Origin of the sequence: Caballeronia sp. dw_19, from assembly GCF_018449515.1 — a bacterium.
GTDB lineage: Bacteria > Pseudomonadota > Gammaproteobacteria > Burkholderiales > Burkholderiaceae > Caballeronia.
This window is the reverse complement of sequence record NZ_JAAVUQ010000025.1, coordinates 53,693-79,850: the sequence shown is the minus strand read 5'-3', so window position 1 is coordinate 79,850 and position 26,158 is coordinate 53,693. Positions and strand designations below refer to the sequence as shown.

Here is a 26,158-nt window from a genome sequence, read left to right as displayed (position 1 = left end):
AACGGCGACCCCCGAAGCTTCAGGAGGAGACAACAGTGCGCATTTATCAAGCGGTGAATCGAGTACCGGGTGGTTTGATGGTCGTGCCGCTCTTCATTGGCATGTTGCTGAATACCTTTGCACCGAACGCGCTAAAGATTGGCGGCTTTACACAGGCGTTAACGAACATCGGATATCCCACTATCCTGGCTATGTATCTCTTCACGGCCGGCACCAAGATGACGTTGCGCGCGGCGCCCAAGATGCTCAAGCGCGGCTTTGGCATTCTATTCGCCAAGGTCGGCGTTGCGGTGTTGCTGGCGCTTGGCATTGCGCACTTGTTCCACGGAAACTTTCTTGGCCTCACGACGCTAGCGCTGCTCGCGGCGATGAACGACACCAACGGCGGCATGTTCCTCGCGCTTACCAGCACTTTCGGGACCAAGGAGGACGCCGGCACATATGTCGCCCAGAGTATCGAAACCGGTCCCTTCGTCACGATGCTTGTGCTGGTAGGTGCCGGGCTCGCGGTCATTCCCTGGCTGACCATGGTGTCGGTCATTGCCCCGATCGCAGCAGGCGCGCTTCTCGGCAATCTGGACGAGGAATTACGCGATTTCTTCGGCAATCACGAGCCGATCATCGTGCCGTTCATGGCCTTTACGCTAGGCGAGGGTATCAACCTTAAATCGGTCACGACCGCTGGCCTGCCGGGTATCCTCCTGGGTATAGCGGTTGTGGTCATTACCGGGATCGTCTGCATCACCGCCGACCGCCTGCTGGGCGGCTCGGGTGTCGCGGGTGCTGCAGCGTCGAGCACCGCCGGGAACGCGGCCGGCACGCCGCAGGCGGTGGCAATTGCCGATCCGACATACGCCGCCATTGCTCCCATTGCGACCATCCAGGTTGCGGCCGCCGTGATCGTGACCGCCATCTTGACGCCAATCCTGACCGCTTTCATTCATCGCCGCGTCAAACGACGCGCGCTCGACGCACAACAGGCAGCGGCCACCAGCGAGTCCGTCGCCGAAAGTCCGCAGCCTGTCATCAATCGCTAACCCGCATTCAACCCGAGGCACTGCATGGCCATGGTAGAGCTTGATCTCGAACTTGTGCAACGTCTTCTCGACCACTGCGTGGCACAGGCAAGGGAACGTTTCAGCAAGCCCGTGTGCGTCGCTGTGTGTGATGCGCACGGGTTTCTTATCGGGTTTGTCCGCGCTGATGGCGCGCCGGTGCGCAGCATCGCGCTCGCCCAACAGAAGGCCTTCACATCCACTCGCATGGGCTCAACGACCACGGCGTTTCTCGAGCGGCTGCGCCGCGAGGATCTCGCTATAGGCTATTTTTGCGATGCCTTGCTGACCGCGTTGCCCGGCGGCGCGCTGATCGAAGACGGCACGGGCCGGACGATCGGTGCTCTTGGCGTCAGTGGTCTCGCACCGGCCGAAGATCAACTGCTGGCGGACGAAGGTACAGGTTTCGTCCAGCTATCGACATCACGCTCGTAATCGTACGAGCCATATCAAGCCAATCCAGGAATCCGACAATGTCAAAGTCCAGCGTCTACGTCACCCGAATGATCCCGCAGCAGACGATCGATACGCTACGGGAACGTTACGACGTCGAAGTCAACCCGCACGATCGCGCGCTTACGAAAGAAGAGCTGCTGCAAGCGGTGCGACGCCGCGATGCAGTAATCAGCCTGCTCACGGACAAGATTGACGGCGAGGTGCTCGATGCCGCCGGGCCGCAATGCAAGATCATTGCCAACTATGCAGTGGGATTCAACAACTTCGATCTCGACGCGGCAACTGCGCGTGGCGTGATCATGACTAACACGCCCGGCGTGCTGGACGACGCCACCGCAACGCATGCATGGGCGTTGCTGTTGGCCACCGCGCGGCGCATCTCCGAGTCGGAACGCTATGTCCGCGCGGGCCGGTGGCATGGCTGGGCGCCGATGGCGTTCATCGGCCAGGACGTCGACAATACGACGCTCGGCGTCGCAGGCCTGGGCCGCATTGGTTCGAAGTTCGCGCGCAAGGCCGCCGCATTCGATATGAACATCATCTACACGGACGCAAAGCCAAACGCGGAATTCGAACGGCAATACAATGCCCGTTTTGTGGACAAGGCCACGCTCTTGCGGGAGTCCGATTACCTGTCGCTGCACCTGCCGCTGCTGCCTGAAACGCATCACTATATTGGTGCCGCGGAGCTCTCCGCGATGAAGCCGACGGCCGTGCTGATCAACGCGGCGCGGGGTCCGCTCGTGGATGAGAAAGCGCTCGTCGCGGCTTTGAAACAAAACGTCATCTGGGGAGCTGGGCTCGATGTGTTCGAGGACGAGCCCGTGTTAGCGCCTGGGCTTGCGGAACTCGACAACGTGGTGATCGTTCCGCACATTGCGTCCGCCACTACGCAGACGCGGCTTGCAATGGGCAAGATTGTCACCGACAACGTGATTCGTGTCCTCTCGGGCGAAGCGCCGCTCAACTGCATCAATTTACAAGTACTCAAGTAACAGCAACAGCTAAGGAAGAGAACATCATGGCAAAGGTAGGATTTATCGGGCCGGGCATTATGGGTGCGCCGATGGCTGCGAATCTGCTGCGCGGGGGACACCAGCTGTTCGTGCATGCCCGCAGTTCCGTACCCGCGTCCCTGCTGGAAGCGGGCGCAACCCAATGCGCTTCAGCCCGGGAAGTGGCCGAGCATTCGGAATTCATCTTCATCATGGTGCCCGATACACCCGACGTGGAACACGTTCTGTTCTACGAAAACGGCGTGGCGAGCGGGCTCGGGAAAGGCCAGATCGTGGTGGACATGAGTTCGATCTCGCCCATGGCAACCAAGGACTTTGCCGCCCGAATCAACGCGTTGGGTTCGACATATCTCGATGCGCCTGTGTCCGGCGGCGAAGTGGGCGCGAAGGCGGCAACCCTCACCATCATGGTGGGCGGTCCAGAGGAAACGTTCCTGGCGGTGAAGCCCATGTTCGAACTGATGGGAAAGAACATCACGCTCGTTGGGGAAAACGGCGACGGACAGACAACCAAGGTCGCCAATCAGATCATCGTGGCCCTGAACATCCAGGCGGTATCCGAAGCATTGCTGTTCGCTTCCAAGGCGGGCGCAGACCCTTCTAAGGTACGTCAGGCGTTGATGGGCGGATTCGCCGCGTCGCGAATCCTTGAGGTCCACGGCGAACGCATGATCAAGCGTACCTTCGACCCTGGTTTTCGCATCGAGCTGCATCAGAAGGATTTGAATCTTGCGTTGCAAGCGGCGAGAGCGCTGGGTCTTGCGCTACCTCATACCGCTTCCGCGCAGGAATTGATGAACACCTGCGCGGCGCACGGAAACGGTAAGCTGGATCACTCGGCGCTGTGCCAGGCAATCGAGCTCATGTCGAACCATCGGATCGCCGGCGAATAACCGGGTGAAGGTCATCGCTCCGGGTGCGGGCATGGCTCTATCGCAATAAGGATTTTTGCATAACGGTGACCTATAGGTAGTGCTCACGCAGTCGGTTTACCTGCTCTGTTGTGGGTGACCGAACGGCCTGCTTAATGGATATCGACAGTAAGGTTCAACGGCGCCTGCTTTCGCTGCTGACGTTGTGGCATGCGCTTGGCATCCGTCCGCGCGAGCATGAGATCGGCGCTCGATGCGCTGGCGGGGACGTTGCCTTCTTGGGATTTGTGGCGGTTGCGTCGCAAATGCCTGATCATCTGACGTGATTGCATGTCGTTAAGCCGATCCAGCCGTTCTATTGCCCGATGCTATACGGCGGTGGTACGTCGCCTATTCACTGAGTTTGCGTAACCTCGAAGAAATGATGGCCGAGCGCGGTATTGAGGTTGATCATTCCACTGTGCATCGCTGGGTGATCGAGTTGGTGCCGCTGTTCGAGAAGACGTTCCGTAAGTACAAGCAGCCGGTAGGCAAGAGCTGGCGGATGGACGAAAGTGTGTCGCGAACACAAGCGAAAGCTTGTGGTGCTGTACTGAAGATGGAAGTAGGCCTCCCGAAGCCGGATTGCAGGAGCAGGCTTCAAACCGCCCGGTGCTGCGAAGGGAAGGGCACATCGCGATCAACCGGCGAAGCATCACGTGAGATGCCGATGATGACAGAGCTCTGTCGCTTGTTTTCGTCCGATAGCTTTTAAGGGAACACCCGATGCGCAAAACTGGCGCTCAACCCCAAAACGCGAAGTGACAAGTTTATACACGCAACAGTGAGGTTTTTATCTCGGTATACGCCCCTCGAAGACTGCGCGGCCATCGAGCGGATCATGGTCGTTAGCGTCAGCGCCGGGGTAGTTTGAATTCGCCTGCGGCCGGCCTCGACGATCTCCTCCTTGCGCATCCCCGTGATCCGGTCGGTCGTTTCCCGCGACAATTCCTGCGCAAGCGCGAGCATGTCGCCGTGCAATGCATCGAGCCGGTCCAGCCGGCGCTCAGGTAGGCGAATTCATCCCGTTGCGCCGGGTTTGGATGCTTTCCCTAGACCGAGCTTTTCCATCGCTTCGTGTGCGTCGATGACCATCGTAGCGATCTCGCCTACCGTCACCCGGAGGCTTGTGGCGCGTGAGCGCATGTGTTCATAGGCGTCATTTTCGCTCAGCCGGTGAGCATCCATCAGGATGCGAATGGCCTTCTCGATATGGCGTCGCGCCTTGATCGCTTCCTCGAGCTTGCCGATCTTGTGATGCAGTCGCTGCTGATAGCCGGAAGATGCGCGTGCCAGCACCAGTGTGCCAAGGATCCCGGTGGAGCGGTACGGCTTCGTGATCACGCCGTGCGCCTGGGTATCGACGAGCATTTTTAAAGCGGTCGGATTTTCGTAGTCGGACAATGCGATGAGGGTCGCTTCGGTGTCGGCCGCACACCAACTCCCCGTACTGCGAAGTTCCGGGCCCACGAGGAAGAAAATTACGTCCACGTCTACCGGCAGTTGTGACGGAAATGGCCAGACCACGCGTACTGGACAGCCAATCCGGCGCAACTGCTCCTCCAAGACACTGCGATCATCCCCCGGCGGATGGATCACGAGGACGCGTAGCGTGCGCAGATCGTCAAACAGCCGACGTGCCCCCGTGTTCATACCGGTTCTCCGTCGAGCCAGAACTCCGCGAAGCCGTACGATGTCAGATAGGGATCCGGTTTGATCGGACTCCGACCTTCCCACACCACGTCGAACGCGCCGTCCGGCCGGCAAACGGCGATGCGAGGGGTCAAGATCGAATGGTTGTTTTCGCGATCGATTTTCAGCAGTCCCTCCGGTGAATCAAATTCAACATCGCGGGCCGCCTCTACCAGTTTTGCTGTGTCAAGACTTCTGGCGCGAGCCAAGGCCAGTGCAAAGAGGTGCACCTGGTTGTAAGCCATCTCAGACCACATGCTGGCAGGCTGATCTCCGAAGCGCGCCTGCCACGATTTCAGGAAGCGCTTGTTGCTCTCGTTGTTCAGGGAGTTGACGTAGCTGGCAGAAATGATGTGGCCACCGCACAATTCCGGACCGATCATCCGCGTCTCGCCCTCTGCCATCGTCAGGCTGGCGATCGGGATGCGTCGGGGATCAATGTCATGCTCGCGGTACAGCTTGTAGAACGCACGTGCTCCGCGGCCGATCAGCGTCGAGAAAACCACGTCGGGTTCGACGGCCTTGATCTCCTGCACGACGGCTTCTACTGCCGACGGATCTGCGTCGCTGGGTAGATAAACTTCTTCCACGATTTCGCCGCCGTGCTGCTCGACCATGTCTCGCATGATCCGGTTCGATTCTCGCGGATAGATATAGTCAGCGCCCACCAGAAAGAAACGACGGCCGTGATTGCGGAGCAGATAGGCAGCCAGTTGCATGCTGTTCTGGTTGGGTACCGCCCCCGTGTAGATCACGTTCGGCGAATACTCGAATCCTTCGTAAATCGAGCAATACCACAGCAGCGCGTTGTTGCGCTCAATGACCGGCAGCACCGCTTTTCGGCTTGACGAAGTGGAGCAGCCGAAAATCACCGTCACGTCGTCTTCCTGCAGCATACGCGTGGCGAGCCGCCGATATTGATCTGGATCGCTCTTCGGATCGTACGCGACCGGGTCGAGCAGACGCCCGTCGACGCCGCCGGCGGCGTTGACCTCTTCGATTGCGAGGACGGTGCCAAAGAAGTGCTCGGATTCGGTTGCTGCGGTTACGCCCGTCCGTGAGTACAGGACGCCGATGCGCCAGCCATCTTCGCCCGTGCCGTAATGCACATCCGTCGAAGCGGTTGGGCGCGTGTCTTCCGCGCATTGTCTGCGAGCAGCCGCCAGTGCCGCCCCCCGCACCGAAGGAGAGTCGTATGAGCTTCCGATTGTCATGGTATTGCTCCATCCATAGTAGGGGAGACCTGTTTCCGCACCGCAGTCACCCTGTCCTGCCGTTAGATGCGTCGTCGCACCATCCAGCGTGTGCCGACGCCGCCTTGTCCGATTGCCGCATGATCGTCCCCATTGGGCCTCCGCGTTGCAGCGCTTCGTTCGCTGCCTACATCGCGGGATGATGCCCTGTCCTTGCAGCGATCGCCTGCTCGACGAACGCAGCAGCGTCGAGGCATCGTGCATCCTCCCAGGGACGGCCGATGACTTGCACGCCGATCGGACCACCACGGGCGCCCCGGAGTCCGGGGACGTTCACGCACGGACATCCCAGCAAGGTCCAGTTGCGATTGAACGCCGGATCGCCGGTCGAACCCAGCCCGTCAGGCGCCTCATCGGGGGCGCTCGGCGTCAGCAATCCGGTGATGCCATCGAAGAGCTCGGATAGCCTGTCTTTCGCCTGTTCCATCAAAATGCACGCCTTGGCGTAAGTTGCTGTGTCAACCGAGGCTGCCCGGTCGAGAAACGCCGCCAGCTTCGGCAACAGTTCAACACGATGATGATCGTACTCGTATCTCAACGTCTGCCAGGCTTCGTAGCTCTGAATCGTGTCGTGTACGCAGATCATGTCCGCCATCCACGAACCGAAGCGCACCCGCCGCACGCGGCCACCCGCGCGCTCAATCGCCCGTACGGCGGTATCAAGCGCGGCGCTTGCATTGGCTGACGGCTCCGTCCACGGGTAGCTATCCGGAACGCCGAACACCGGGCTAAACGTTACGCCGCCCACGGCGAGCTGGCGGCCTGACAGGACCTGGGCGAGGTAAGCCACGTCGCGCACACCGGCGGCAAACAGACCGACGGTGTCGAACGACCACGAGAAGCACTTCATGCCGACGGTCGGCAGCATGCCGAGCGTCGGCTTGTAGCCGGCAATGCCGCAAAATGACGCGGGCCGGATGGTTGAGCCGCCGGTCTGTGAACCAATTGCAAAAGGTGCCATGCCGGCCGCCACCGCAGCAGCCGAACCTGATGACGATCCGCCGGCGGTACGCGCCATGTCACACGGATTGCGTGTCACGGTCGGCGCCATGTAGGCGAACTCGCTGGTCACGGTCTTGCCAACGATGATGCCGCCGTTGCGGCGCAACAGGGTGACGATTGCTGCATCGGATCTGGGCTGGTGGCCTTCGTAGATCGGCGAGCCATAGCTGGTGACAAGATCATCGGTGTCGAAAATATCCTTCACGGCTATTGGCATGCCTGCCAGCGCACCCTTGGCTGCAACTGCCGAAACCATTAAGGCTTCGCGCCGGGCGACGGCGGTCATTGCCCGTACTTCCGGATCGACCTCCTCTATGCGCGCGAGTGTGTCGAGGATAATGCGACCGCGCTCTTGCGGGGCGTTGCCAATCCGCGTGAGCAGATCTAGTCCAGAGGCAGGTCGATAAAATGAATTTGTGTTCACCAGATCTCAGTAATTGGGGAGTGTCAGACACGCAGGTGTTCGAAGATCGAGCCTGCAGCTTCTTTGTCCTTCGCGTTACCGTGATCGATTATTTCGCCCTGCTTCAGCACAGCATAGCGGTCAGCGACCTTCAGCGCGAAAGGAACGTTCTGCTCGATTAGCAGAAGCGTGGTGCCGTGACACCTGCGCTCCCACAGCAACGCTTCGGCTAACCTGTCAATCACGGACGGCTGCAAGCCTTCCGTGATTTCATCAAGCAGAATAATCGCTGGGCGCATCATGAGGGCACGGGCGACCAGCAGCATCTTCTGTTCGCCACCGGAGAGCGTACCGGCGTACTGTTTCAAGCGGCTCTTGAATACCGGGAAAATCGGCTCGATCTCGGCAAAACGCTCGTCAAATATCGATGTCTTTGCAAGCCCCAGGCGAAGATTGTCGCGGATAGTGAGGTCCTGAAACAACGCATGTTCCTGGGGAGCATAGGCGATTCCAGCCCGGGCGATCCGATGCGGCGCCATGCGGGTAACGTCCTGCCCATGCATGCTGATAGAGCCGGTTTTCTTCGGCAGATAACCCATGATCGTCTTGAGCAAGGTGGTCTTGCCCATGCCGTTCTTGCCCAGCAGGGCGACGGCCTCGCCGTTAGCGACGGTCATCGACAGCTTGCGAAGCACAACCGACGCCTTGTATCCGCTGGTCACGTCCTGCAGGTTCAATGCAATCTGGCTCATGACGCCTCCCTAGATGGGGTTCCGTCGGTTACAGTACTCTGCGCGGTTCCGGCATAGATCGTCTTCACCAGCTCCGAGTTGACCACTTCATCGAAGTTGCCCTGCATGACAATACGGCCCTGATGCAGAACCACGATGCGGGTGGCAATCTCGGCAACGAAATCGAGATCGTGTTCGACCAGCAGACAACATAGCTGATACTGGTGTGCCAATCTGGCGAGCACGTTGCCAATTTGCGTGCGCTCCGTTTTGGTCAATCCTGCGGTCGGCTCGTCGAGCAACACGATCCGTGGCTCTAACGAAAGCACCATCGCCAGCTCCAGCGCCTGCTGTTCCCCGTGCGAGAGATCCTTTGCCACCACGTTCAGCTTTTGATCGAGACCCGTGGTGCGAACCACCTCGAGCGCATACGGAGGCAAGGCAAGCGTATGTGCTCGCTGAAACAGCGAGGGTCGTTCGATGATCGTGCCCGCGATTCTCAGGCATTCCGACACGGTAAGGGTGTCAAAGATGTTCGCGTTCTGGAACTTGCGGCCCAACCCGAAGTGCACACACCTGTCAGGCGGCAGTTGCCGGATATCGTGACCACACAGCACGACCGTACCCGCAGAACGTTCCGCGCCGTCGCTCATGCAGCGCATCAATGTCGTCTTGCCGGCGCCGTTCGGACCGATCAGGCCAACCAGCTCGCCGGCGGTGGCATTCAGGTCGATCCCTTGCAGCACCTTGAGGCTGCCAAAATGTTTGGCGACGCCGTTCATCTCCAGCGCAGATTCTGATGGTGCATGTTTGTGCTCCGCCCGGATGGTCCGCTCGACGAGTGCAGGTACAACACCGTTGCCGGTGAGACGGAGGAATGGTTTCAGAAGCAACGGCACCAGACCTTGCGGCAACAGTACGATCACCGTCACAAATGCGGCTCCGAGGATCAGTTGCCACGCAAATGGCATGCTACTGCTGAGATAGGCTGTCCCAACGTTGATCAGGAGTGCACCGATAACCGGTCCCCACAACGTTCCCCGACCACCGAGAGCGACCCAGATGATCAGTTGGGTACCGAGAACAAATCCGGTCAGTTCAGGAGCGACCACGCCGCTAAACGCGCCGTAGCCGAAGCCGGCGAGGCCGGCGATTATCGCGGTCGCAACCAGCAGGATGATCTTGACAAGCGACGTATTGATACCAAGGTACGAGCAGCGTGATTCATTGTCGCGAATGGCCGCCAGCACGCGGCCGCCATCGCTGCGCACGAATAGCCAGGCCAGCGTTGCGATGACCAGCAAGGCGCCCCCGGCGATCCAGTACCAGGCCTGAAGAGACAGATCGAACGTCTCGTAGCCGGTCAACCCCGAACTCGAACCGGTCCATTCACCACCGGACAGCAGCAATTGGCTGAGCACGATCGGCAGCACGAGCGACATCACGGTCGCGAAAAACGGTGAGGCGCCTCGATAGAAGGATAGCCAACCGAGCAGTGCAGCGACGGCTGCGGTCACCACGATGGCCACACCCAGCGCCAGCACCACGTAACCGGCCGAGAAACCGCCGTGTGTGAAGACCAGACCCGCCGCGTAGGCCCCAAGACCAAAGAAGGCCGATTGCCCGAACGTCAGATACCCCGTGTATCCCCAAAGGACATCCACTGTCACGGCAACGATCGAAAAGAAGAATGCCTGAATGAGGATGTTCAACAAATACGTGCTGAATACTAACGGACCTGCGGCCAGAAGCAGGGCAGCGAAGCCCCCGACCATGAGCAATCCGCGCCCATGCATCTTTCGCCGATTGTGCACTCGCTCCTCGCCCTGCGAGGAATCGACTCCGGCACGATTCGGCGGTGCGTTGACTTTAGCCATGAGAGAACCCTTTTGGACGAATGCGCAGCGTGAGCGCAGCCAGCACCGCGATGGTCAGTCCACCCAGTACCGGGCTGACGAACGTGCTGACCAGAACCTGGCAAGCACCGAATAAGAGGCAAGTGACCAGCAGGCTCACCATCGAATAACCCGAAACCATGACCAGCATGAAGGCACTCACCAGCCAGGTCAGCCCCATGTCGGGATCGACGCTCGACAACGGCGTAATGAGCGTGCCGGCCAGGGAACCCAGAGCAGCGCCGATACTGAACGTAATAAATCGAATGCGGCCTGAATGAATGCCGAGCCCCCGGGCCAAGTCCTCATTCATGATCACCGCACGGGTCTTGACGCCAAAGCGCGTTCCGGTGAGAAGCGCGGTCATGAGGGCGCAGAGACCGAGCGCGATTGGGATCAACAACAAGCGATAGGCGGAATAGTCGGTGCCTGCGATGGAGAAGACGCCTTTCAGTGGCGTTTCCACGAACTGGACCTCGCGGCCGAAGGCCATGACAATGAGCTGTCCGATGACGATTCCCAAGCCCCAGGTGGCGAGGATCGCGTCGAGCGGGCGCTTGTACAGGGGACGCACGATCACCTGCTCGACGAGCATGCCGACGGCGGCGCCGACCACAAGCGCCAGCGGCAAGCCGACCCACGGGTTCAGCTTCAGTTGGGTGACCACAAAGCTGGCGTACGCGCCCATCGTCAGCAACGCGCCGTGGGCGAAATTGACGATTTTCATCACGCCGAAAATCAGCATTAACCCGGCGGTCACGATGAACAGCACCGCCGCGGTGGTCAAAATATCTAGTGCTAGAACCATTGTCGTCTCCAGTCACATCCGCCTGCGCACCGGCGAGGCCGGGCGTTCAGGCGGATGCTTTGTCCCAAACCGCGTTTATTTGATGCCAGGGCATTGCTCTTCCGGATCAACGTCGGAGAACGTCTGAAGGATCTTCACCGTACCGTCGGGTTGAATCTGGCCCAGACGCATTGCGAGGGGCGTATGGCGGCTCTTGTTCATCGACACCGGTCCGCGCGGTCCGTCGAACGATACCTGCCCCAGCGCTTTGATTACCTTTGCTGGATCCGTAGAACCGGCTTTCTCGACCGCTGCCTTGTACAGGAAGAAGGCCTCGTATTGCGGCTCAGACAGTTCGTTCGGTGTCTTTATATCCTTGCCAAACGCCTTATCCATGGCGGCGATAAATTTCTTGTTCCCGGGCGTGTCGATACTCGTCAGATAGGAGCCGGACATGTAGATGCCGGTGGCAACGTCCCCCATACTTTTCGCGGTACCTTCGTCGATCGCCAGATTGCCGTAAGGCAGCGTCAGCCCCGATCCCCTCAACTGCTTGGCGAGCGCCACGTTGGGTGCACCGCCTGCCGTCGCACTGATCAGCGCATCGGGATGCGCCGAGCGGATCTTGGATAGAATCGGCGTCCAGTCGGTACCATCAACCGGTAAGTATTCCTCACCGACCACATTGCCGCCGTGCATAGCGATGTATTTCGCAGTGAAGTTGAGCATGCCACGGCCGAATGCATAGTCGTTACCGACCAGATAGAAGTTCTTCGCGCCCTTGCTCTTCATGAAGTAGTCGACCACGGGGGCGACCTGTTGGTCCGGCACCCACCCGTTCACATACATCCATGGGCTGCACGAATGACCTTCATAGAACGACGTATAGATGAATGGCTTTTTGCCTCGCGCGATGATCGGAAGCGCGGCGTTGCGGGCAGCGCTCGTCTCCATCGAAATTATGGCATCCACGTTCTTCTGAAAGACCAGCGTGTCGTAGGCCTTTTGCGCACCAACGGCGCCGGACGCATCGTCGGCGATTTCGAGTTGGACCTTGCGGCCGAGGATACCTCCGGTGGCGTTAATCTCGTCGACCGCGAGTTGTGAGGACTGCACCACGGCTGGGGCCACCACGCTGTTGGCGCCGGACAGGCCGACTGCAACGCCGATCTTGATGGGATCGGCGGCGAACGCGTTGGTGCAGGCGTTGATGGCGGCTAGTGCCGCGATGGCACCAACGAGGATTTGTTGTTTGAACGGCTTCATGGTTTCCCCTTCACGAGTAGTCGGATTAGGTTTTGTGGATCATGCGAACGCAGGCGGATATCTCACGCGCGTGAGGAAGGCCAGCCGGTGCCCAGCATCGGGTCGTACACGTCAGTGCGCCGATCGCGCAGCACGTGGTTGAATGTGTTGAGCGTGCGCGCGGAGCGGATGCGTTGCAGATCAATCGCGGCGTACAGGATTTCTTCCTGGTCGCAACTGGCCGGTCCGGCCAGAGGCCATCCATCGCCACTCACGATCAGGCTCTGGCCGATGAATGGTTGACCGCGCTCGGTCCCCATCCGGTTTGCACAGACGATCATCAGGCCGTTGCTATGCGCGGCGGCCATCGTGAGGGTTGCGGCCATCGCGGGCCGATCGGCAGGCTGCCCTGGCATGGGCACCCAGTTCGTCGGTACGCAGACGACGTCCGCGCCTTGCGTGGCGGCCAGTCGATACACCTCGGGAAACCATCCGTCGTAGCAGATCGCGATTGAGACTCGTCCAAAAGATGTATCGAAAACTGGGACGCCCCGGTTGCCGGGCTCGAAGAAAAGGTGCTCGCGATCCCAGAGATGGAGCTTGCGGTAGACGCCGATGAGCCCTGACGGACTGATGAAAATGGCCGAGTTATAAAGCCGCTTGCCGTCGCGCTCGGCTATGCCAGCAACGACATGAACGCCCAGGCGCTTCGCCGCGTCTGCCCAGGCCTGTGCTGTTTCGCCACCCGGGAGATCCTCTGCCAGCGCGAACGCTTCCTCACGGCTGGCAAAGACATAGCCGGTGTTGGTCAGCTCAGGCAAGACCACCAGGGATGCGCCGCTTTTCGCGGCTTCTTCAATGTAATGGACCGACCGCGCCACGTTCTCGCGCTTCGCTCCGACATGCGGCTCCATCTGAATGCATGCGACGACCGGGCTTTCGAGGCCACGTTCTGTAGGGTTGTGCTGCAACATCTCCATTTCTTCTCCAAATGCAAAAAGCCCCCGAACCAGCGTTGGACGCAAGTTCGGGGGCTGCATAGCCTTCCATATGTAGCACGGCATCGTTGCCGTGGAGCCACCAGAAAATATGGCGGTTCAATGGAAGCGAATTTATGAAGCCAAATTCAGGATGTCAAGCGCAAAAATGAGTTGTTCAGACCTTCCTTAATTAATAACTCCGTCTTTGCCATTTGCGGCGTCGGCGCACTTTCTCAACCGATGCTCGACGACGTCGGGAGCGGATCGACACCATGGCCTTCTGATTGTTCGACGCTAGTGGATGGCGTCCATTGCTAAGGGTCGCGGGGCGGCAACGAATCGACCGCGATAGCTTCGGCATCGGTCCAATTCGGCCAATCGCGATTCTGGTTTGGAATGGCCGCGTGATCGTTTTGGGGTTCACTGGACTCGGCAATGGGTTGCTTCGACAGCGGACTACTCGATTTTCCTGATCACGCCCGAAGGCAAAGTCACCAGTTGGAATCCAGGCGGCGCCAGGATCGAAGGATATCGACCCGAAGAAATCATCGGCCAGCATTTTTCCGTTCTCTATACCGATGACGATCGCCACAATGGTGTTGCCCACGACTTCAACAACGTACTGCAGGTGCTGAGGGGAAATCTCGAATTACTGGAGAACCGGCATCGCCGGGATGCCTGGAGTGGCGTGCGACTCGCCCACGCAATCGATGCTGTCGAGCGCGGCGCGAAGCTCGCCTCACAACTGCTGGCGTTCGGTCGGCGACAGGCGTTACGCCCTGTCGTGGTGAACCTGGCGGCGATGGTTCGCGGGATCGACAGCATGCTGGCTCGTGCGCTGGGCGAGACGATCAACGTGGAGACGGTCGTTGCTGCCGGCCTGTGGAATACGCTGGTCGATATCCACCAGCTCGAGCCGCCGTGAATGATCGTGAGATCCACCGCCCGTCCTTGTACAGCTTGCGCACCGAGCCGGCAAATATTCGGGATCATCCGCAACGTGCGTGCCGATCTCCTAAAGATGCCGTTCGTCGGGAGAAGCCTGCTGTGAGTTCCAACCGTCAAGTAGCGTTCCAGTGCAATTGCCGGTTCGTGAACCAGCCCACTTAGTCACCGTATCTCCTGGCGCCTCAATGGATGTGCACCCGACAGTTGGACAGTGCTGCGCATTTGAGCTGGGTTCGCATGGTTTTTCGCCTCCTAGCTGATCGCAAAAATAACCAATATTTATGTGCGCGACGCGTACACAAATTGATTGGTATCGCAAATGTCTCCGCACGATCCTCTTTCTTCAATCGAATATCATTGTTTCTCAATTTATTGTGAGGTATAAATACGAACATCGGTGCGACTGGCGCACACAATTAACGGGAGTAGTGTGGCATGACGTTTAACGAGGATCGCGAGGGAGAGTCGGTAGGTCATTCGGCGAAGCGGCGACGCCTGCTCAAATTGGCCGCATCGGCCGGCGTGTCGGCGACGGTGGCGGCCTTGCCATTCGGCCGCAGCGCCTTCGGGGCGGAGCTCATCACGTTGCGCTGGTGGTCGACGCAAGCTGCGCCGGACCAGCTCAAGGCTTATAAGGCGCAGATCGCCGGTTTCATGGCGGCGCATCCGGGCATCAAGGTCGTGTTCGAAGCCACGTCCGACGAGGGCTATCCCGCGCAACTGGCCGCGGCGTTCGCGGCGAATCAGGTGCCGGACATCATCACGCACCTGCCGTCGTATGCGGCTCAGACCTATTTCGCCGATGGCCTGGTCGAACCCGTTGACGACGTCGCCGTAGCCGTGGGCCTCGACAAGTACTATCCGAATGCGAACGATGTCTTCAAGACCGCCGACGGAAAGCTGTGCGCCACGGGCCTGGCGAATACCGCGGCGGATGTCATGTGGATTCGACGCGACCTGATGCAAAAGGCCGGCGTCGACAAGGTGCCGGAAACATGGGACGAATTACGCACCGCCTGCAAAAAGATGCAGGGCGGGCGGATCTACGGCGCACCGCTACCGTATGGCCTGAACAGCATGACGTCGCTGATCATGCTCGGTTTTATCCACCGAGCCGGCGGCCAGGTATTCACGCCGGATTTGCAGGTGGCTATCGACAGCCAGGCCACGCTCGACGCACTCGACTTCTATAAGTCGATGCGCGAATTCTGTCCGCCCGGCGCCACAGGCTACAGCTGGGGTGAGAGCTTGACCGCCTTTGTCTCCGGTTCTACCGCGACCGGTATCTATGGCGGCCGCGTGCTCGACAATATTGCGACGCAGAACCCGGGCATTGCCGATTCGGTGACATGCGCGACCTACCCGACGATCTCGAAGTCGGTGCCGGCCTGGACCTACAATGACTTTCCCTGCGTCTTTATCCCTAAGAAGGCCAAAAATATTTCGTCATCCAAATTGTTCGCGGAATACCTGTTCGATCCGGCCGGCTACATTTCCGAGTTGCTCGGCGCGCCTGCGCACCTGCTGCCGGTGCTGAAGACGATTGCCTCGGACCCGCGCTACAACAGCAACGCCATCATCAAAAAATATCCTAAGGAAGTGGAACTCATGTCGGCTGCGGCCGCATCGGGTCACAACCTCGGCTACGAATCGCCGGCGCACAAACCCAATCGGCGCGCTAACGAGATTGTCGCGAGCAATGTGCTGGCTGAGATGGTGCAGCGGGTCGTGCTGAACAACGAGCCGCCCAAGCCCGTGATCGGCGCAACGGCGAAGAAGCTTGAATCGCTGATGAAAGCCTGAACGCAATGCTGCCTGCAACCGGCAGGTGGCGTTCGTTGCGCTCCCCCGCCATTCACCGTCCGTGGCTTGCGCAGTCATGGACGGACACGTTACGGAAAAAACGCATGGCTACAGCCTCATTGCCCGGGATGGGCATCCGATCCCTTGAGTCGACCTACAGCCGGCTCGGCATCTTGCTGATTGCTCCGGCGGTGCTGCTGCTGCTCGCCACGATTGTGTATCCGCTGCTTTACGCGCTGTGGCTCTCACTCAACTCGGTGTACACGCCGACACAGCGATCCACCTTCGTGGGTCTCGCCAATTATCGCGACATGCTGGGCTCGTCCACCTTCTGGTTCTCCCTGTGGGTGACCATTGTATGGACGACGTCGACGCTCATCCTGCAGATTCTCTGCGGCGTGGGCATGGCGCTGCTGCTGAATGAAAAGATCATGTTCCGGTCGGCGGCGCGCAGCCTCGTGCTGTTTCCATACTTCGTCTCTACCGTGGTGGCAGTACTGGTCTGGCGTTGGCTCTTTAATGACCTTTACGGTTTGCTGAACCAGGTGCTGCTGGAGTTACACATGGTCGACGCACCGGTCAACTGGCTTGGGCAGATGCCGAACGCGATGATCAGCATCGTGCTGGTCGGCACATGGAAGTACTTTCCGTTCGTGGTGATCGCTGTGTTGGCGCGCTTGCAGACCATCCCTTTATCGCTTTACGAGGCCGCCCGCATGGATGGCGCCGGACCGTTCGGCCGTTTCTTCGATGTCACGCTGCCGCAACTCAAGGAGGTCCTCGGCGTAGTAATCCTGTTGCGTATCATCTGGGACTTCAAGGAGTTTGACCTGCTGTACCTGATGACGGGCGGAGGTCCGGTCAATCAGACGCGCTCGGTGCCGCTGCTTGTCTATCAACAGGCGTTCGGGCTTAACCAGATGGGTGCCGCGTCCACATCGGCGGTCGGCATGATGGTGGTGATGGGCGTACTGATGGCCGCTTATCTCTACCGCTCGCAACGCACGAGGAACCATGATGCGAGCCGATAAAACCAACCTGCCCGCGTCGATCGTCACCTGGGTGATCGTGATCCTGATGGTGTTCCCGCTGATCTGGATGTTGCTCACGTCGATCAAGCCGCAAAGCGAATTGTTTGTCTTCCCGATCAGGTTGTTGCCTGAGCACGTGACGTTCGAGCACTACGAGCGGCTGCTGGAAGACACGCCGTTTCTCAGCTATTTCTGGAACTCCGTGGTGCTGTCGATGGCGACGACTGTGGTAGTGATGGTCGTCGCGACGCTGGGTGGCTACAGCCTTGCGCGCTTCAAGTACCGCGGGCGCGAGACGATTGCCATCGCGGTGCTCTGCACCTACCTGATGCCATCGGTTGTACTGATCATCCCCCTCTACCTGATGATGGTGAAGCTCGGGCTGGAGAACACGCTGACGAGCCTCGTCATCTCGTACACCACATTCGCCTTGCCTTACGCGCTGTGGCTGTTGCGCTCTTTCATGGCGGGCATTCCGGAAGATCTTGAAGCCGCCGCCCTGGTGGACGGGGCGAGTCGGCTTGGCGCGTTCATGGACGTGATCCTGCCGCAGGCGCTGCCCGGCATCATTTCGACCGCGCTGTTCACCTTCATTCTTGCGTGGAACGAGTACCTGTACGCGCTTGTCATGGTTAACACAGACGAAACCCGTCCGCTCACCACTGGAGTCATGAACATGCTTGTGTCGTCGTTCAACATCGAGTGGTCGCTGCTCATGGCGGCCTCCGTGATGATGAGCGTTCCGCTGCTGTTCTTCTTCGCTTTCCTCCAGCGCTACCTGACAAGCGGCTTCGGCGCGGGCGGCGTGAAGGGGTGAGCGTTCACGGCCCCATGCGCGACCTTATGAGCGACATCAAGATCAAGTATTCCGGAGCAGATCCATGGCAGCAGTAAGTTTCAAAAACGTACGCAAGGTCTTCGGCGACACGGTATCCATTCCGTCGCTCGACCTCGACATTCGTGATGGCGAGTTCGTCTGCCTGCTGGGGCCGTCGGGCTGCGGGAAAACGACCACGCTGCGCATGCTCGCCGGCCTCGAACAACCAACGAGCGGCGCGATTCATATAGGCGGGAAGGAAGTGCATGAACTGCCGCCGGCCAAGCGCGATATAGCAATGGTGTTCCAGTCGTACGCGCTTTATCCGCATTTGACGGTAGCGGAGAACATTGTCTACCCGCTGAAGAAGCGCGGCATCCCGAAACACGAATGGCCTGCGATGCTGACCCATATCGCGCAGTTGCTGCAACTCGAACCGTTGCTTGCGAGAAAGCCGAAACAACTTTCAGGCGGGCAGCAGCAACGCGTTGCGCTCGGACGTGCGCTGATCCGCAAACCCAAGGTGTTCCTGCTAGACGAGCCGCTGTCCAATCTCGACGCCAAGCTGCGTGCCCACATGCGCGCAGAGCTGATCGAGTTGCATCAACGCATTGGTACGACGACGGTCTACGTCACGCACGACCAGCTAGAGGCGATGACTATGTCCACGCGCATCGCCGTGATGAGCGGTGGCGTGCTGCAGCAGTTCGGCACGCCCGACGAGATCTACTACCGCCCGGCGAACCAGTTCGTGGCGGGGTTCATCGGCACGCCGGCGATGTCGCTGATCAACGGCGACCTGCAGCGCGACGACAACGGTTTCGCGGCGCGGGCGGGCGGGCTGTCGCTGCGCTTGCCGCATTCAGCGCTTCAAACGGACGCGGACCGCGAGGTGGTGATCGGCTTGCGGCCCGAGGACATCGTGCTTGGCCGCGGAACCCACACCGGCCGCATCAAGGTAGTCGAGCCGACCGGACACGAATCCATCGTGCTGATGGATTGCGGCGGCGCGACCCTCTGTACGCGCATTGCGAGCGACGTGCCGCTTGCCGCCGAACTCCGCGCTGGCCAGGACGTGCCGTTCGACGTGACGCTTGCGCGCGTGCACGTGTTCTCGCGCAAGAGCGGCCTGCGCCAGAACCGTGACGATACGAACGTCACGTCGATCAAGCGCACGCGCGACGCAGCCTGAACAAACTTTTAACGACGACGGGATTTTGAATGAACAGAGATAGTGTGAACTGGTCCGGAGCCATGCCGGCCATCACGACGCCATTTGACGACAACGGCAAGATCGACGAACGCGAGCTGGGCGATGTGATTGAACGCCATCTTGCCCTGGGTGCGACGGGCGTCGTGGTAGGCGGATGCACCGGCGAATTCTGGGCGATGAGCCCCGACGAACGCGCCCGGCTTTTCGCGAGCTCGAAAGCGGTGATCGGCACGCGCGGCACGTTGATCGCCGGGACGGGAATGATCGGAGTGGAAGAGACGGTCGCGCTGACATTGCAGGCGGAAAAGGCGGGGTGCGATGGCGCGCTGATCCTGCCGCCTTACTTCGTCAAACTGACCGACGATGAAATCCACGCGCATTACGCCGATGTCACTGCGCGCATCGGCCTGCCGGTCATGCTCTACAACATTCCCGGCAACGCGGTGAACTACCTGACGCCAAAACTGGTTGCGCGTCTGGGCCAGCTTGAGCACGTGGTGGCCGTCAAGGAAAGTTCGGGCGACTGGAACAACTTCTACGGCACCTTTCTCGCCGTGCACGAAAGCTTGCGTGTGTTTTGCGGGCCGTCCTCGGTGTTTGGCGTCCCGGCTGTACAACTGGGCGCGGATGGCGTGATCGATTGCTTCCCGAACGTGTGGAACGAGGGCGGCCAAATGCTCTTCGAAGCCGCTCGCGATGGCGACACCCTGCGCGCCGCGCGCCTCCAGGCCACGGGACGCCGCCTGACCGACCTGTTCACCAGCGATGGCCGCACGCTTTATCCATCGACCAAGGCCGCCATGGACCTGCTCGGCATTCCCGGCGGCGGCAAGCCGCGCGCGCCGCTGCGCGCGCTCGGCGCTGCACAGTGCGACGCGCTCGCAGCCGGCTTGCAAGCCGAAGGTCTGCTGTAAAGCGGGCCTCAACCAAACCCGGCGAACTCAGACACCAGACTTCAGCAAGGAGAAGGCAATGGCAGAACGAACGGCTGCAAACCCCTGCGGTTTTTCCGTGCAATACGGCAAGTACATCGGCATAGGGGCGAACGGCAATCTATGGGTCGACGGTTGCGACGTGCAGGCGCTTGCACAGACGCATGGCGCACCGCTGTATATCATTTCGGAAAACGAACTACGCGACCGGTATCGTGCGTTTCGCGACGGCTTTCTCGCCCACTATCCGCAAGTGGAAATCCTGTTTGCCAACAAGTCGAACAACGGTCTTGCCATTCGTCACATTCTCAATCAGGAAGGTGCGGGCGGCGACTGCTTCGGCGTGAACGAGATGTATATCGCGTTGCTGGCGGGAACCGACCCGCAGAAGCTCGTGCTGAACGGTTCGAACAAGCAGGATGAAGAACTTGAGATGGCGATCGCCAATGGCATCTGCGTGAATATCGACGCGATGGACGAACTTGATCGCATCGACGCTATTTCAAACCGGCTCGGCAAGAAGGTCAGCATAGGCATCCGGCTGAAGCTCGACCTGCTGCCGCTGGCGGGACGCACTGGCGTTGCCATGCACGGACCCGGCACGCTCAAGGAACAAAGCGATTCCACCAAGTGGGGCATGACACGCGAACAGACGGTCGAGATCGTGAAGCGCGCACAGCAGATGCCGAACATCGAATTGAAGGAAACGCATTTCCACCTGAGCCGGATGTCGAACGATCCCGAGAACTTCGCGATCATGGCTCGCGAGATGATCACCTGGTCAGGATTCCTTCGCGATGAAACGGGCTGGACGCCGCCGTGTATCGATATTGGCGGCGGCTGGACCTTCGGGAAATGGTACGGCACCGGACCGCGTTCGCAGATCGACGACAACGCCGCACCCACGCCCGAGATCTACGGTCGTCTTTGCGCGGCGGCGATCCGCGAGGAGGCGGAGCGGTTGAAGCTGCCGCTGCCGAAGCTGCGGATCGAACCGGGCCGCGCGATATCGGGGCCGTCGGGTGTCGCCATCGGGCGGGTGGGCGCGATCAAGCAAGGGGCGTCGAAGAAATGGGTGAATCTCGACTTGTCGACGAATCATCTTTCGTGGGCGTCGGCTCTGAACTGGTACTACCACGCAGTAGCGGTGAAAGAGACGGCGCGTGATGCAACCGACCACGTGGATCTCGTCGGACCGCTGTGCAACTCCGATGAGGTCGGCGCAGACCGCATGATGCCATCGCTTGTACGCGGCGATTTCGTCGCGTTCCTGGACGCAGGCGGGTACACGGAATCAGGCGCTGCGCGCTACAACGCGCAATTGCTGCCGGCGACGGTGCTGGTCGCGGGCGACACCGCCGAGATCACCACGGTGCGCGAGCAATGGCGCGACGTTGCCGGCCGCTTCAAGGTGCCGCCGCGATTGCTTGCTGCATCGTTTTCGAAAGCGGGCTGAAGGCTAGTGCTGGACTAACCATAATCGGGCCGGCATGCGGTATGCCGGCCTGCGGAGACATCATGGATTTAGGTATTAGAGGCCGCCGCGCGGTGGTGTGCGGCGGCAGCAAAGGCCTGGGACTGGCGGCGGCGCGTGCGCTCGCGCGGGAGGGCGTGGACCTGACCCTGGTCGCGCGCTCACAGGAAACACTTCAAGCCGCTGCGCGCCAGCTCGCGGCCGAAACTGGCGTGAAAGTAACGACCGTCAGCGCTGATCTGGGCACTGCCGCGGGACGCGCCGAGGTGCTCGAACAGGCGGGCATCGTGGACATCCTGGTTGCCAATCCCGGCATTCGCCAAGTCCCGGATAACTTCCGGACGATCACGCGTGAGGCGTGGGACGGCTGGATGGAAGCGCATTTCTTTTCGTCGCTCGAACTCATTCGTGCCGTTGTACCCGGCATGTGCGAGCGCGGTTTTGGCCGTATCGTCAACATGTCGGTGAGCTTCATCAAGTTCCCGCAAGTCGGTTTCGGGCCAAGTCATGCAGCGCGGCTCGCGCTCGCCGGCGCGATTGCCGCCATGGCGCGCGAACTGATTCCGCACAACGTGGTGATCAACAGCGTGTGCCCCGGGCTCTTCGAAACCGACGCGCTGATCACGAACCTGCACGGCCATGCGGCACGCGGCAATACAACCTATGAAGCTATCGTCGCGGACCGTTTGAGCCACTGCCCGGCAGGACGTTTCGCGGACCCGTCCGAATGCGGCGACCTGATCGCGTTCCTGTGCAGCGCCCAGAACGGCTTCATGACAGCGCAGAACATCGTCAATGACGGCGGTGTCTATCAAGGGCTTTTCTGATGATTTACGCTAACGGGGAAGAGCGTGGTGTGGTGATGTTGTCGGGTGCTTCCAGGGGCATCGGTGCTGCGATCGCGAAGCGTCTCTACGACGACGGCTACACGCTGTCGCTCGGCGTGCGCGATCCCGCGAGGATCGATCCGGTGCTCGCGGCAGATACGGCGCGCGTGCTGATCGGGCACTACGACGCGTTCGACGCCGCGTCGCCAGCCGCGTGGGTCGCGGCGACACTGGCGCGCTTCGGGCGCATTGACGCGTTGATCAACAACGCCGGTATCCTGCTCGAAATACTGCTTGAACAAGGCGATGAAAGCGCGCTCGACCAGATGTGGGAGGTCAACGTGAAGGGGCCGTTCCGTACGATTCGCGCCGCGATGCCCGCATTGAGAATGGGCGGCCGCGGCCGGGTGATCAACGTGGCCTCGACTGACGGCAAGCGGTATCGGCCGACGGATTCCATCGGTTACTCCATGACGAAGCATGCCGTGATGGCGCTCACGCACGCGGCGCGCTTCGACGGCTGGGAGAGTGGCGTGCGCGCGACCGCGCTGTGTCCGGGCGCGGTGGACACGGAACTGATCGCGCACTTTGCCAGCGCGAGTCCGGTCGCTGATCGGCTGCGTCCGGAAACTGTCGCTGATACGATCGCTTTCTTGCTGTCGCTACCGAACAATGCGACCGTGGCCGAACTTGTCTTGAACACCCGGCTGGAGCCGTCGCTTTGAGGCGGACCGTTTGTTTTACGCTTCCTGATGCACGCACTGATCGACCATGACCCACACCATTCCTATTCAGTTCGACGGCGAGACGCTGCACGCCAGGCCCGGTGAAACACTGGCGGCAACGCTCATTGCGCATGGTGTGCAGCAATTCCGAACTACCGTCTCGGGTCAGCCGCGCGGCGTGTTCTGCGGGATGGGTGTCTGCCAGGACTGCCTCGTCGAAATAGACGGCGTGGCGAATCGACGTGCATGCATGACGAAGATCGAGAAGCCGATCACCGTCCAACGCGGCGCGCATGCGCGTCCATTGCCGCCGGTGACGGCGTCGGGTTCAGGTTCAGGCAGTTACGTTGCCGCGCCCGAACCTGAAGTGCGCGAACCGGAGTTGCTCGTGATCGGCGCGGGGCCGGGTGGATTGTCCGCCGCGCTCTTTGCGCAGCGGGCCGGCGCGAAGGTCACCGTGCTCGACGAACGCAGTCAGGCCGGCGGCCAGTACTACAAGCAGTTGGGGGTGTCGGTCCCGGAGCAAGGGGTCGCGCCTCCTGATGCGCAGCATCGCCGAGGTGCCGCGCTGATCGAAGCCGCGCGCAAGGCGGGCGTGGAGATCATCCACGACGCGTTGGTCTGGGGCGCATTCGAGCCGAAGGAATTCATCGCGACGGTACGCGGACGGTCGATCCGCTTCCGGCCCGCGGCGTGCATAGTCGCGACAGGCGCGTATGAGCGCGGCTGGCAGGTGCCGGGCTGGACACTGCCTGGGGTGATGACGACGGGCGCCGCGCAAACGCTGTGGCGCACGTCCCGGCGCTTGCCGGCCAAGCGAGTCCTGATCGCGGGCAATGGACCACTCAACTTGCAGCTTGCGGCCGAACTGTTGAGCGGCGGCGCCAACGTCGCGGCTGTGGTCGAAGCGGCGCCGCGTCCCGGGCTGGCTGCATTAGGCTCGCTCGTCACGATGAGTCTCGCCGCTCCCGGGCTCGTTGCCGAGGGTATCGGCTATAGCCGGATGACAAAGCGCAATGGCGTGCGCATCATCAATGACACCGTGATCGAGGCCATAGAGAAAAACGGATCCGGGCTTTCGGTCACCCTTGCACATGTGTCGGGGGAGAAGCATGCGAAGCGTATTGACGTCGATGTCGTGTGCCTCGGCTACGGCTTTGAGCCGGCCAACGAACTGCTGCGTGCGCTAGGTTGCACACATGACTTCGATACCCATCGGCGGCAGCTTGCGACACGCCGCGATGACACCGGCCTGACCAGCGTCGCGGGCGTCTACGCGCTGGGCGATTGCACAGGGCTGGGCGGAGCGAAAGCGGCGCTCGCGGAAGGGTCGGTCGTGGGCGCGGCTGTTGCCGCGTCGCTGGGCCATACGCTTGGCGGATCACTGACCGGCGAGCGCGATCGCGCGGCCGCCGAACTGGCTAAACAGCGCCGCTTCCAGCAAGCGCTCTGGGCTGTCTATGCAAGTCCGCTGAATGCGCCGAAGGAACGCTGCGGCGACACCGTTATCTGCCGATGCGAGGAAGTCACGTTCGGCGAGCTGGATGCAGCGCTCGATGAGGGCCTGAGCACGGTCGGCGCGATCAAGCGGCGTACGCGGATCGGCATGGGACGCTGCCAGGGGCGCTACTGCGCGCCTGTTCTCGACGAGATCGTCTGCGAACGCTTCGGCCGTTCGCGCGACGAGATGTCCGGCTTCGCCCCGCGCGTCCCGGTCAAGCCGGTATCGATCGCGGAGCTGGCCGGCCACGGCAGCGATTCATGAGCGGTCCCACGAGGGGTACGCTACCGCGTCGGCAGACCGACGTCGCGATAATCGGGGCGGGAATTGTTGGATTGTGCCTGGCGGGTTTTCTGGCGCAGCAGGGACGGGACGTCATGCTCCTCGATGCCGGCGGCTCTGCGGCTTCGACAGCAAACGCGGGCAGTCTTCACGTGCAGATGCAGAGCCGTTTCATGCGGCTCTTTCCGGAGCGCGTGGCCAGTTTTGAACAGCAGTTGCCGCTCTATCCGAAAGCGGTCGAGTACTGGCGCGAATTCGAACGCGCCATTAACGCGGATTTCGAAATGAAGGTGTCGGGCGGATTGATGGTCGCCGAGACGCCCGAACAGTTCGATTTTCTCGTGGCTAAAAGCCGCCGTGAACGGGAACTGGGTCTTTCCGTCGAACTTCTCGAGCGCGCCGACCTGGAGCGCATTGCACCGTATCTTGGACCCGCTGCGTTCGGCGCTGAGTTGTGCGCGAATGAAGGCAAGCTGAATCCCCTCAAGTGCAACGCGCAGATCAGGGCGTGGGCCGTACGCATGGGCGTGACCATTGTCGATCAATGCAAGGTTGGTCAACTGCGTCCTGCCGATTCGGGCTTCGCGCTGACCACGTCGCTCGGCACGCTCGATGCTGGCCAAGTTGCAGTCGCGGCCGGCCCCGGCGCGCGCGCGCTGATGGACAGCGCAGGGACCTTCCTGCCGGTGGATCCCGAGCCGCTGCACATGAATATCACGGAGGCGGCGCCACCGCTGATCCTGCATCTCGTGCAGCATGCCGAGCGGTCCATCACACTCAAGCAGCTATCGACGGGGCAGGTCGTGATTGGCGGCGGATGGCCGGCGAAGCTCGCGGCAGGCGCTGATTATCCTGTTGTCGATCCCGCGAGCATGATCGGTAATGTATCGCTGGCGCAGTTCATGGTGCCGGCGCTCGCGTCGCTGCACATCATCCGGACATGGGCCGGCTTGAATTCGAAAGTCGATGGGCGCGGCGTGCTGGGAGAGATGCCTGGAATCCCCGGATTGCATGCCGCCATTCCCGGTGATGCCGGCTATACGCTCGGGCCGCTGACCGCGCGCCTGGTAGCAGACTTGATGACCGGCCGTGACCCCGGCATAGACATGCGACCGTATTCGCCCATGCGGTTTCAGGCGGAAGAACTGCGGGTGCTCACCGCGCAGTGAGCGCGGGCGA

The 26,158-nt window shown here is 60.7% G+C and carries 23 protein-coding genes and 2 pseudogenes; 17 read left to right on the top strand and 8 right to left on the bottom strand.

Annotated features, from left to right (window positions below; translation table 11 throughout):
• Positions 1-35 precede the first annotated feature (35 nt).
• The 6 genes and pseudogenes from HB376_RS27610 to HB376_RS27585 form a co-directional block, all read left to right on the top strand.
• Positions 36-1,037 (top strand): 2-keto-3-deoxygluconate permease, encoded by a 1,002-nt coding sequence (locus tag HB376_RS27610; protein ID WP_213766897.1) that lies wholly within the window; start codon positions 36-38, stop codon positions 1,035-1,037.
• A gap of 24 nt (positions 1,038-1,061) precedes the next feature.
• Positions 1,062-1,490: a heme-binding protein gene (locus tag HB376_RS27605; protein WP_255631597.1), complete on the top strand. Its 429-nt coding sequence runs from the start codon at positions 1,062-1,064 to the stop codon at positions 1,488-1,490.
• Positions 1,491-1,528: 38 nt separating this feature from the next.
• Positions 1,529-2,506 carry a D-glycerate dehydrogenase gene (locus tag HB376_RS27600; RefSeq protein WP_213766896.1) on the top strand — a complete coding sequence of 326 codons (978 nt, stop codon included), beginning with the start codon at positions 1,529-1,531 and terminating at the stop codon, positions 2,504-2,506.
• A 26-nt stretch (positions 2,507-2,532) separates the two neighbouring features.
• A complete protein-coding gene (glxR, locus tag HB376_RS27595) occupies positions 2,533-3,420 on the top strand; it encodes a 2-hydroxy-3-oxopropionate reductase (RefSeq protein WP_213766895.1) in 888 nt (295 codons plus the stop codon).
• Between the two features lie 134 nt (positions 3,421-3,554).
• Complete coding sequence (locus tag HB376_RS27590) at positions 3,555-3,725, top strand: hypothetical protein (RefSeq protein WP_213766894.1); 171 nt, start codon at positions 3,555-3,557, stop codon at positions 3,723-3,725.
• Positions 3,726-3,757: 32 nt separating this feature from the next.
• Positions 3,758-3,955 (top strand): annotated as a pseudogene (locus tag HB376_RS27585) (IS6 family transposase); the annotation flags it as partial.
• Between the two features lie 503 nt (positions 3,956-4,458).
• On the opposite strand, the gene HB376_RS27580 reads toward HB376_RS27585, so the two are convergent.
• The 8 genes from HB376_RS27580 to HB376_RS27545 all read right to left on the bottom strand — a co-directional run bounded on the left by HB376_RS27580 (position 4,459) and on the right by HB376_RS27545 (position 13,420).
• Complete coding sequence (locus tag HB376_RS27580) at positions 4,459-5,091, bottom strand: ANTAR domain-containing protein (RefSeq protein WP_213766893.1); 633 nt, start codon at positions 5,089-5,091, stop codon at positions 4,459-4,461.
• Positions 5,088-6,239, bottom strand: a complete 1,152-nt coding sequence (locus tag HB376_RS27575) for a transporter substrate-binding protein (RefSeq protein WP_213766892.1) — start codon at positions 6,237-6,239, stop codon at positions 5,088-5,090. Before HB376_RS27575 ends, HB376_RS27580 begins: the two co-directional genes overlap by 4 nt.
• Before the next feature lie 271 nt (positions 6,240-6,510).
• Positions 6,511-7,809, bottom strand: a complete 1,299-nt coding sequence (locus tag HB376_RS27570) for an amidase family protein (RefSeq protein WP_213766891.1) — start codon at positions 7,807-7,809, stop codon at positions 6,511-6,513.
• 23 nt (positions 7,810-7,832) lie between these two features.
• Positions 7,833-8,540: an ABC transporter ATP-binding protein gene (locus tag HB376_RS27565; protein WP_213766890.1), complete on the bottom strand. Its 708-nt coding sequence runs from the start codon at positions 8,538-8,540 to the stop codon at positions 7,833-7,835.
• Positions 8,537-10,396 carry a branched-chain amino acid ABC transporter ATP-binding protein/permease gene (locus tag HB376_RS27560; RefSeq protein WP_213766889.1) on the bottom strand — a complete coding sequence of 620 codons (1,860 nt, stop codon included), beginning with the start codon at positions 10,394-10,396 and terminating at the stop codon, positions 8,537-8,539. The genes HB376_RS27565 and HB376_RS27560 overlap by 4 nt, the downstream gene beginning before the upstream one ends.
• Positions 10,389-11,222: a branched-chain amino acid ABC transporter permease gene (locus tag HB376_RS27555; protein ID WP_213766888.1), complete on the bottom strand. Its 834-nt coding sequence runs from the start codon at positions 11,220-11,222 to the stop codon at positions 10,389-10,391. Before HB376_RS27555 ends, HB376_RS27560 begins: the two co-directional genes overlap by 8 nt.
• A 75-nt stretch (positions 11,223-11,297) precedes the next feature.
• Positions 11,298-12,467: a substrate-binding protein gene (locus tag HB376_RS27550; RefSeq protein ID WP_213766887.1), complete on the bottom strand. Its 1,170-nt coding sequence runs from the start codon at positions 12,465-12,467 to the stop codon at positions 11,298-11,300.
• A gap of 62 nt (positions 12,468-12,529) precedes the next feature.
• On the bottom strand, positions 12,530-13,420 hold the full coding sequence (locus HB376_RS27545) for a nitrilase family protein (RefSeq protein ID WP_213766927.1): 891 nt from the start codon (positions 13,418-13,420) through the stop codon (positions 12,530-12,532).
• Positions 13,421-13,880: 460 nt separating this feature from the next.
• Between HB376_RS27545 and HB376_RS27540 the strand changes: the two are divergent.
• The 11 genes and pseudogenes from HB376_RS27540 to HB376_RS27490 form a co-directional block, all read left to right on the top strand.
• Positions 13,881-14,342 (top strand): annotated as a pseudogene (locus HB376_RS27540) (PAS domain-containing protein); the annotation flags it as partial.
• Positions 14,343-14,809: 467 nt separating this feature from the next.
• Entirely contained in the window at positions 14,810-16,177 is a 1,368-nt protein-coding gene (locus tag HB376_RS27535; protein WP_213766886.1) for an extracellular solute-binding protein, read from the top strand.
• A gap of 104 nt (positions 16,178-16,281) precedes the next feature.
• Positions 16,282-17,208: a sugar ABC transporter permease gene (locus tag HB376_RS27530; protein WP_213766885.1), complete on the top strand. Its 927-nt coding sequence runs from the start codon at positions 16,282-16,284 to the stop codon at positions 17,206-17,208.
• A complete protein-coding gene (locus HB376_RS27525; RefSeq protein WP_213766884.1) occupies positions 17,192-18,025 on the top strand; it encodes a carbohydrate ABC transporter permease in 834 nt (277 codons plus the stop codon). Before HB376_RS27530 ends, HB376_RS27525 begins: the two co-directional genes overlap by 17 nt.
• Before the next feature lie 64 nt (positions 18,026-18,089).
• Positions 18,090-19,217 (top strand): ABC transporter ATP-binding protein, encoded by a 1,128-nt coding sequence (locus HB376_RS27520; protein ID WP_213766883.1) that lies wholly within the window; start codon positions 18,090-18,092, stop codon positions 19,215-19,217.
• 29 nt (positions 19,218-19,246) lie between these two features.
• Positions 19,247-20,152, top strand: a complete 906-nt coding sequence (locus HB376_RS27515; protein ID WP_213766882.1) for a dihydrodipicolinate synthase family protein — start codon at positions 19,247-19,249, stop codon at positions 20,150-20,152.
• Positions 20,153-20,210: 58 nt separating this feature from the next.
• The gene (locus HB376_RS27510) at positions 20,211-21,626 is read left to right on the top strand and encodes a diaminopimelate decarboxylase (protein ID WP_213766881.1); all 1,416 of its coding nucleotides are present in this window, start codon (positions 20,211-20,213) and stop codon (positions 21,624-21,626) included.
• A gap of 62 nt (positions 21,627-21,688) precedes the next feature.
• Positions 21,689-22,471, top strand: coding sequence for an SDR family oxidoreductase (locus HB376_RS27505; RefSeq protein ID WP_213766880.1), 783 nt, complete (start codon positions 21,689-21,691; stop codon positions 22,469-22,471).
• Positions 22,471-23,196 carry an SDR family NAD(P)-dependent oxidoreductase gene (locus HB376_RS27500; RefSeq protein WP_213766879.1) on the top strand — a complete coding sequence of 242 codons (726 nt, stop codon included), beginning with the start codon at positions 22,471-22,473 and terminating at the stop codon, positions 23,194-23,196. Before HB376_RS27505 ends, HB376_RS27500 begins: the two co-directional genes overlap by 1 nt.
• Positions 23,197-23,242: 46 nt before the next feature.
• The gene (locus tag HB376_RS27495; protein ID WP_213766878.1) at positions 23,243-24,961 is read left to right on the top strand and encodes an FAD-dependent oxidoreductase; all 1,719 of its coding nucleotides are present in this window, start codon (positions 23,243-23,245) and stop codon (positions 24,959-24,961) included.
• Complete coding sequence (locus tag HB376_RS27490) at positions 24,958-26,148, top strand: FAD-binding oxidoreductase (RefSeq protein ID WP_213766877.1); 1,191 nt, start codon at positions 24,958-24,960, stop codon at positions 26,146-26,148. Before HB376_RS27495 ends, HB376_RS27490 begins: the two co-directional genes overlap by 4 nt.
• Positions 26,149-26,158 lie beyond the last annotated feature (10 nt).

Coding starts and splice junctions, on each gene's coding strand:
- HB376_RS27490 (WP_213766877.1), top strand. CDS start 24,958: ATGAGCGGTCCCACGAGGGGTACGCTACCGCGTCGGCAGACCGACGTC.
- HB376_RS27495 (WP_213766878.1), top strand. CDS start 23,243: ATGACCCACACCATTCCTATTCAGTTCGACGGCGAGACGCTGCACGCC.
- HB376_RS27605 (WP_255631597.1), top strand. CDS start 1,062: ATGGCCATGGTAGAGCTTGATCTCGAACTTGTGCAACGTCTTCTCGAC.
- HB376_RS27515 (WP_213766882.1), top strand. CDS start 19,247: ATGAACAGAGATAGTGTGAACTGGTCCGGAGCCATGCCGGCCATCACG.
- HB376_RS27550 (WP_213766887.1), bottom strand. CDS start 12,467: ATGAAGCCGTTCAAACAACAAATCCTCGTTGGTGCCATCGCGGCACTA.
- HB376_RS27500 (WP_213766879.1), top strand. CDS start 22,471: ATGATTTACGCTAACGGGGAAGAGCGTGGTGTGGTGATGTTGTCGGGT.
- HB376_RS27525 (WP_213766884.1), top strand. CDS start 17,192: ATGATGCGAGCCGATAAAACCAACCTGCCCGCGTCGATCGTCACCTGG.
- HB376_RS27555 (WP_213766888.1), bottom strand. CDS start 11,222: ATGGTTCTAGCACTAGATATTTTGACCACCGCGGCGGTGCTGTTCATC.
- HB376_RS27590 (WP_213766894.1), top strand. CDS start 3,555: ATGGATATCGACAGTAAGGTTCAACGGCGCCTGCTTTCGCTGCTGACG.
- HB376_RS27560 (WP_213766889.1), bottom strand. CDS start 10,396: ATGGCTAAAGTCAACGCACCGCCGAATCGTGCCGGAGTCGATTCCTCG.
- glxR (WP_213766895.1), top strand. CDS start 2,533: ATGGCAAAGGTAGGATTTATCGGGCCGGGCATTATGGGTGCGCCGATG.
- HB376_RS27580 (WP_213766893.1), bottom strand. CDS start 5,091: ATGAACACGGGGGCACGTCGGCTGTTTGACGATCTGCGCACGCTACGC.
- HB376_RS27520 (WP_213766883.1), top strand. CDS start 18,090: ATGGCAGCAGTAAGTTTCAAAAACGTACGCAAGGTCTTCGGCGACACG.
- HB376_RS27530 (WP_213766885.1), top strand. CDS start 16,282: ATGGCTACAGCCTCATTGCCCGGGATGGGCATCCGATCCCTTGAGTCG.
- HB376_RS27535 (WP_213766886.1), top strand. CDS start 14,810: ATGACGTTTAACGAGGATCGCGAGGGAGAGTCGGTAGGTCATTCGGCG.
- HB376_RS27505 (WP_213766880.1), top strand. CDS start 21,689: ATGGATTTAGGTATTAGAGGCCGCCGCGCGGTGGTGTGCGGCGGCAGC.
- HB376_RS27565 (WP_213766890.1), bottom strand. CDS start 8,540: ATGAGCCAGATTGCATTGAACCTGCAGGACGTGACCAGCGGATACAAG.
- HB376_RS27545 (WP_213766927.1), bottom strand. CDS start 13,420: ATGTTGCAGCACAACCCTACAGAACGTGGCCTCGAAAGCCCGGTCGTC.
- HB376_RS27600 (WP_213766896.1), top strand. CDS start 1,529: ATGTCAAAGTCCAGCGTCTACGTCACCCGAATGATCCCGCAGCAGACG.
- HB376_RS27510 (WP_213766881.1), top strand. CDS start 20,211: ATGGCAGAACGAACGGCTGCAAACCCCTGCGGTTTTTCCGTGCAATAC.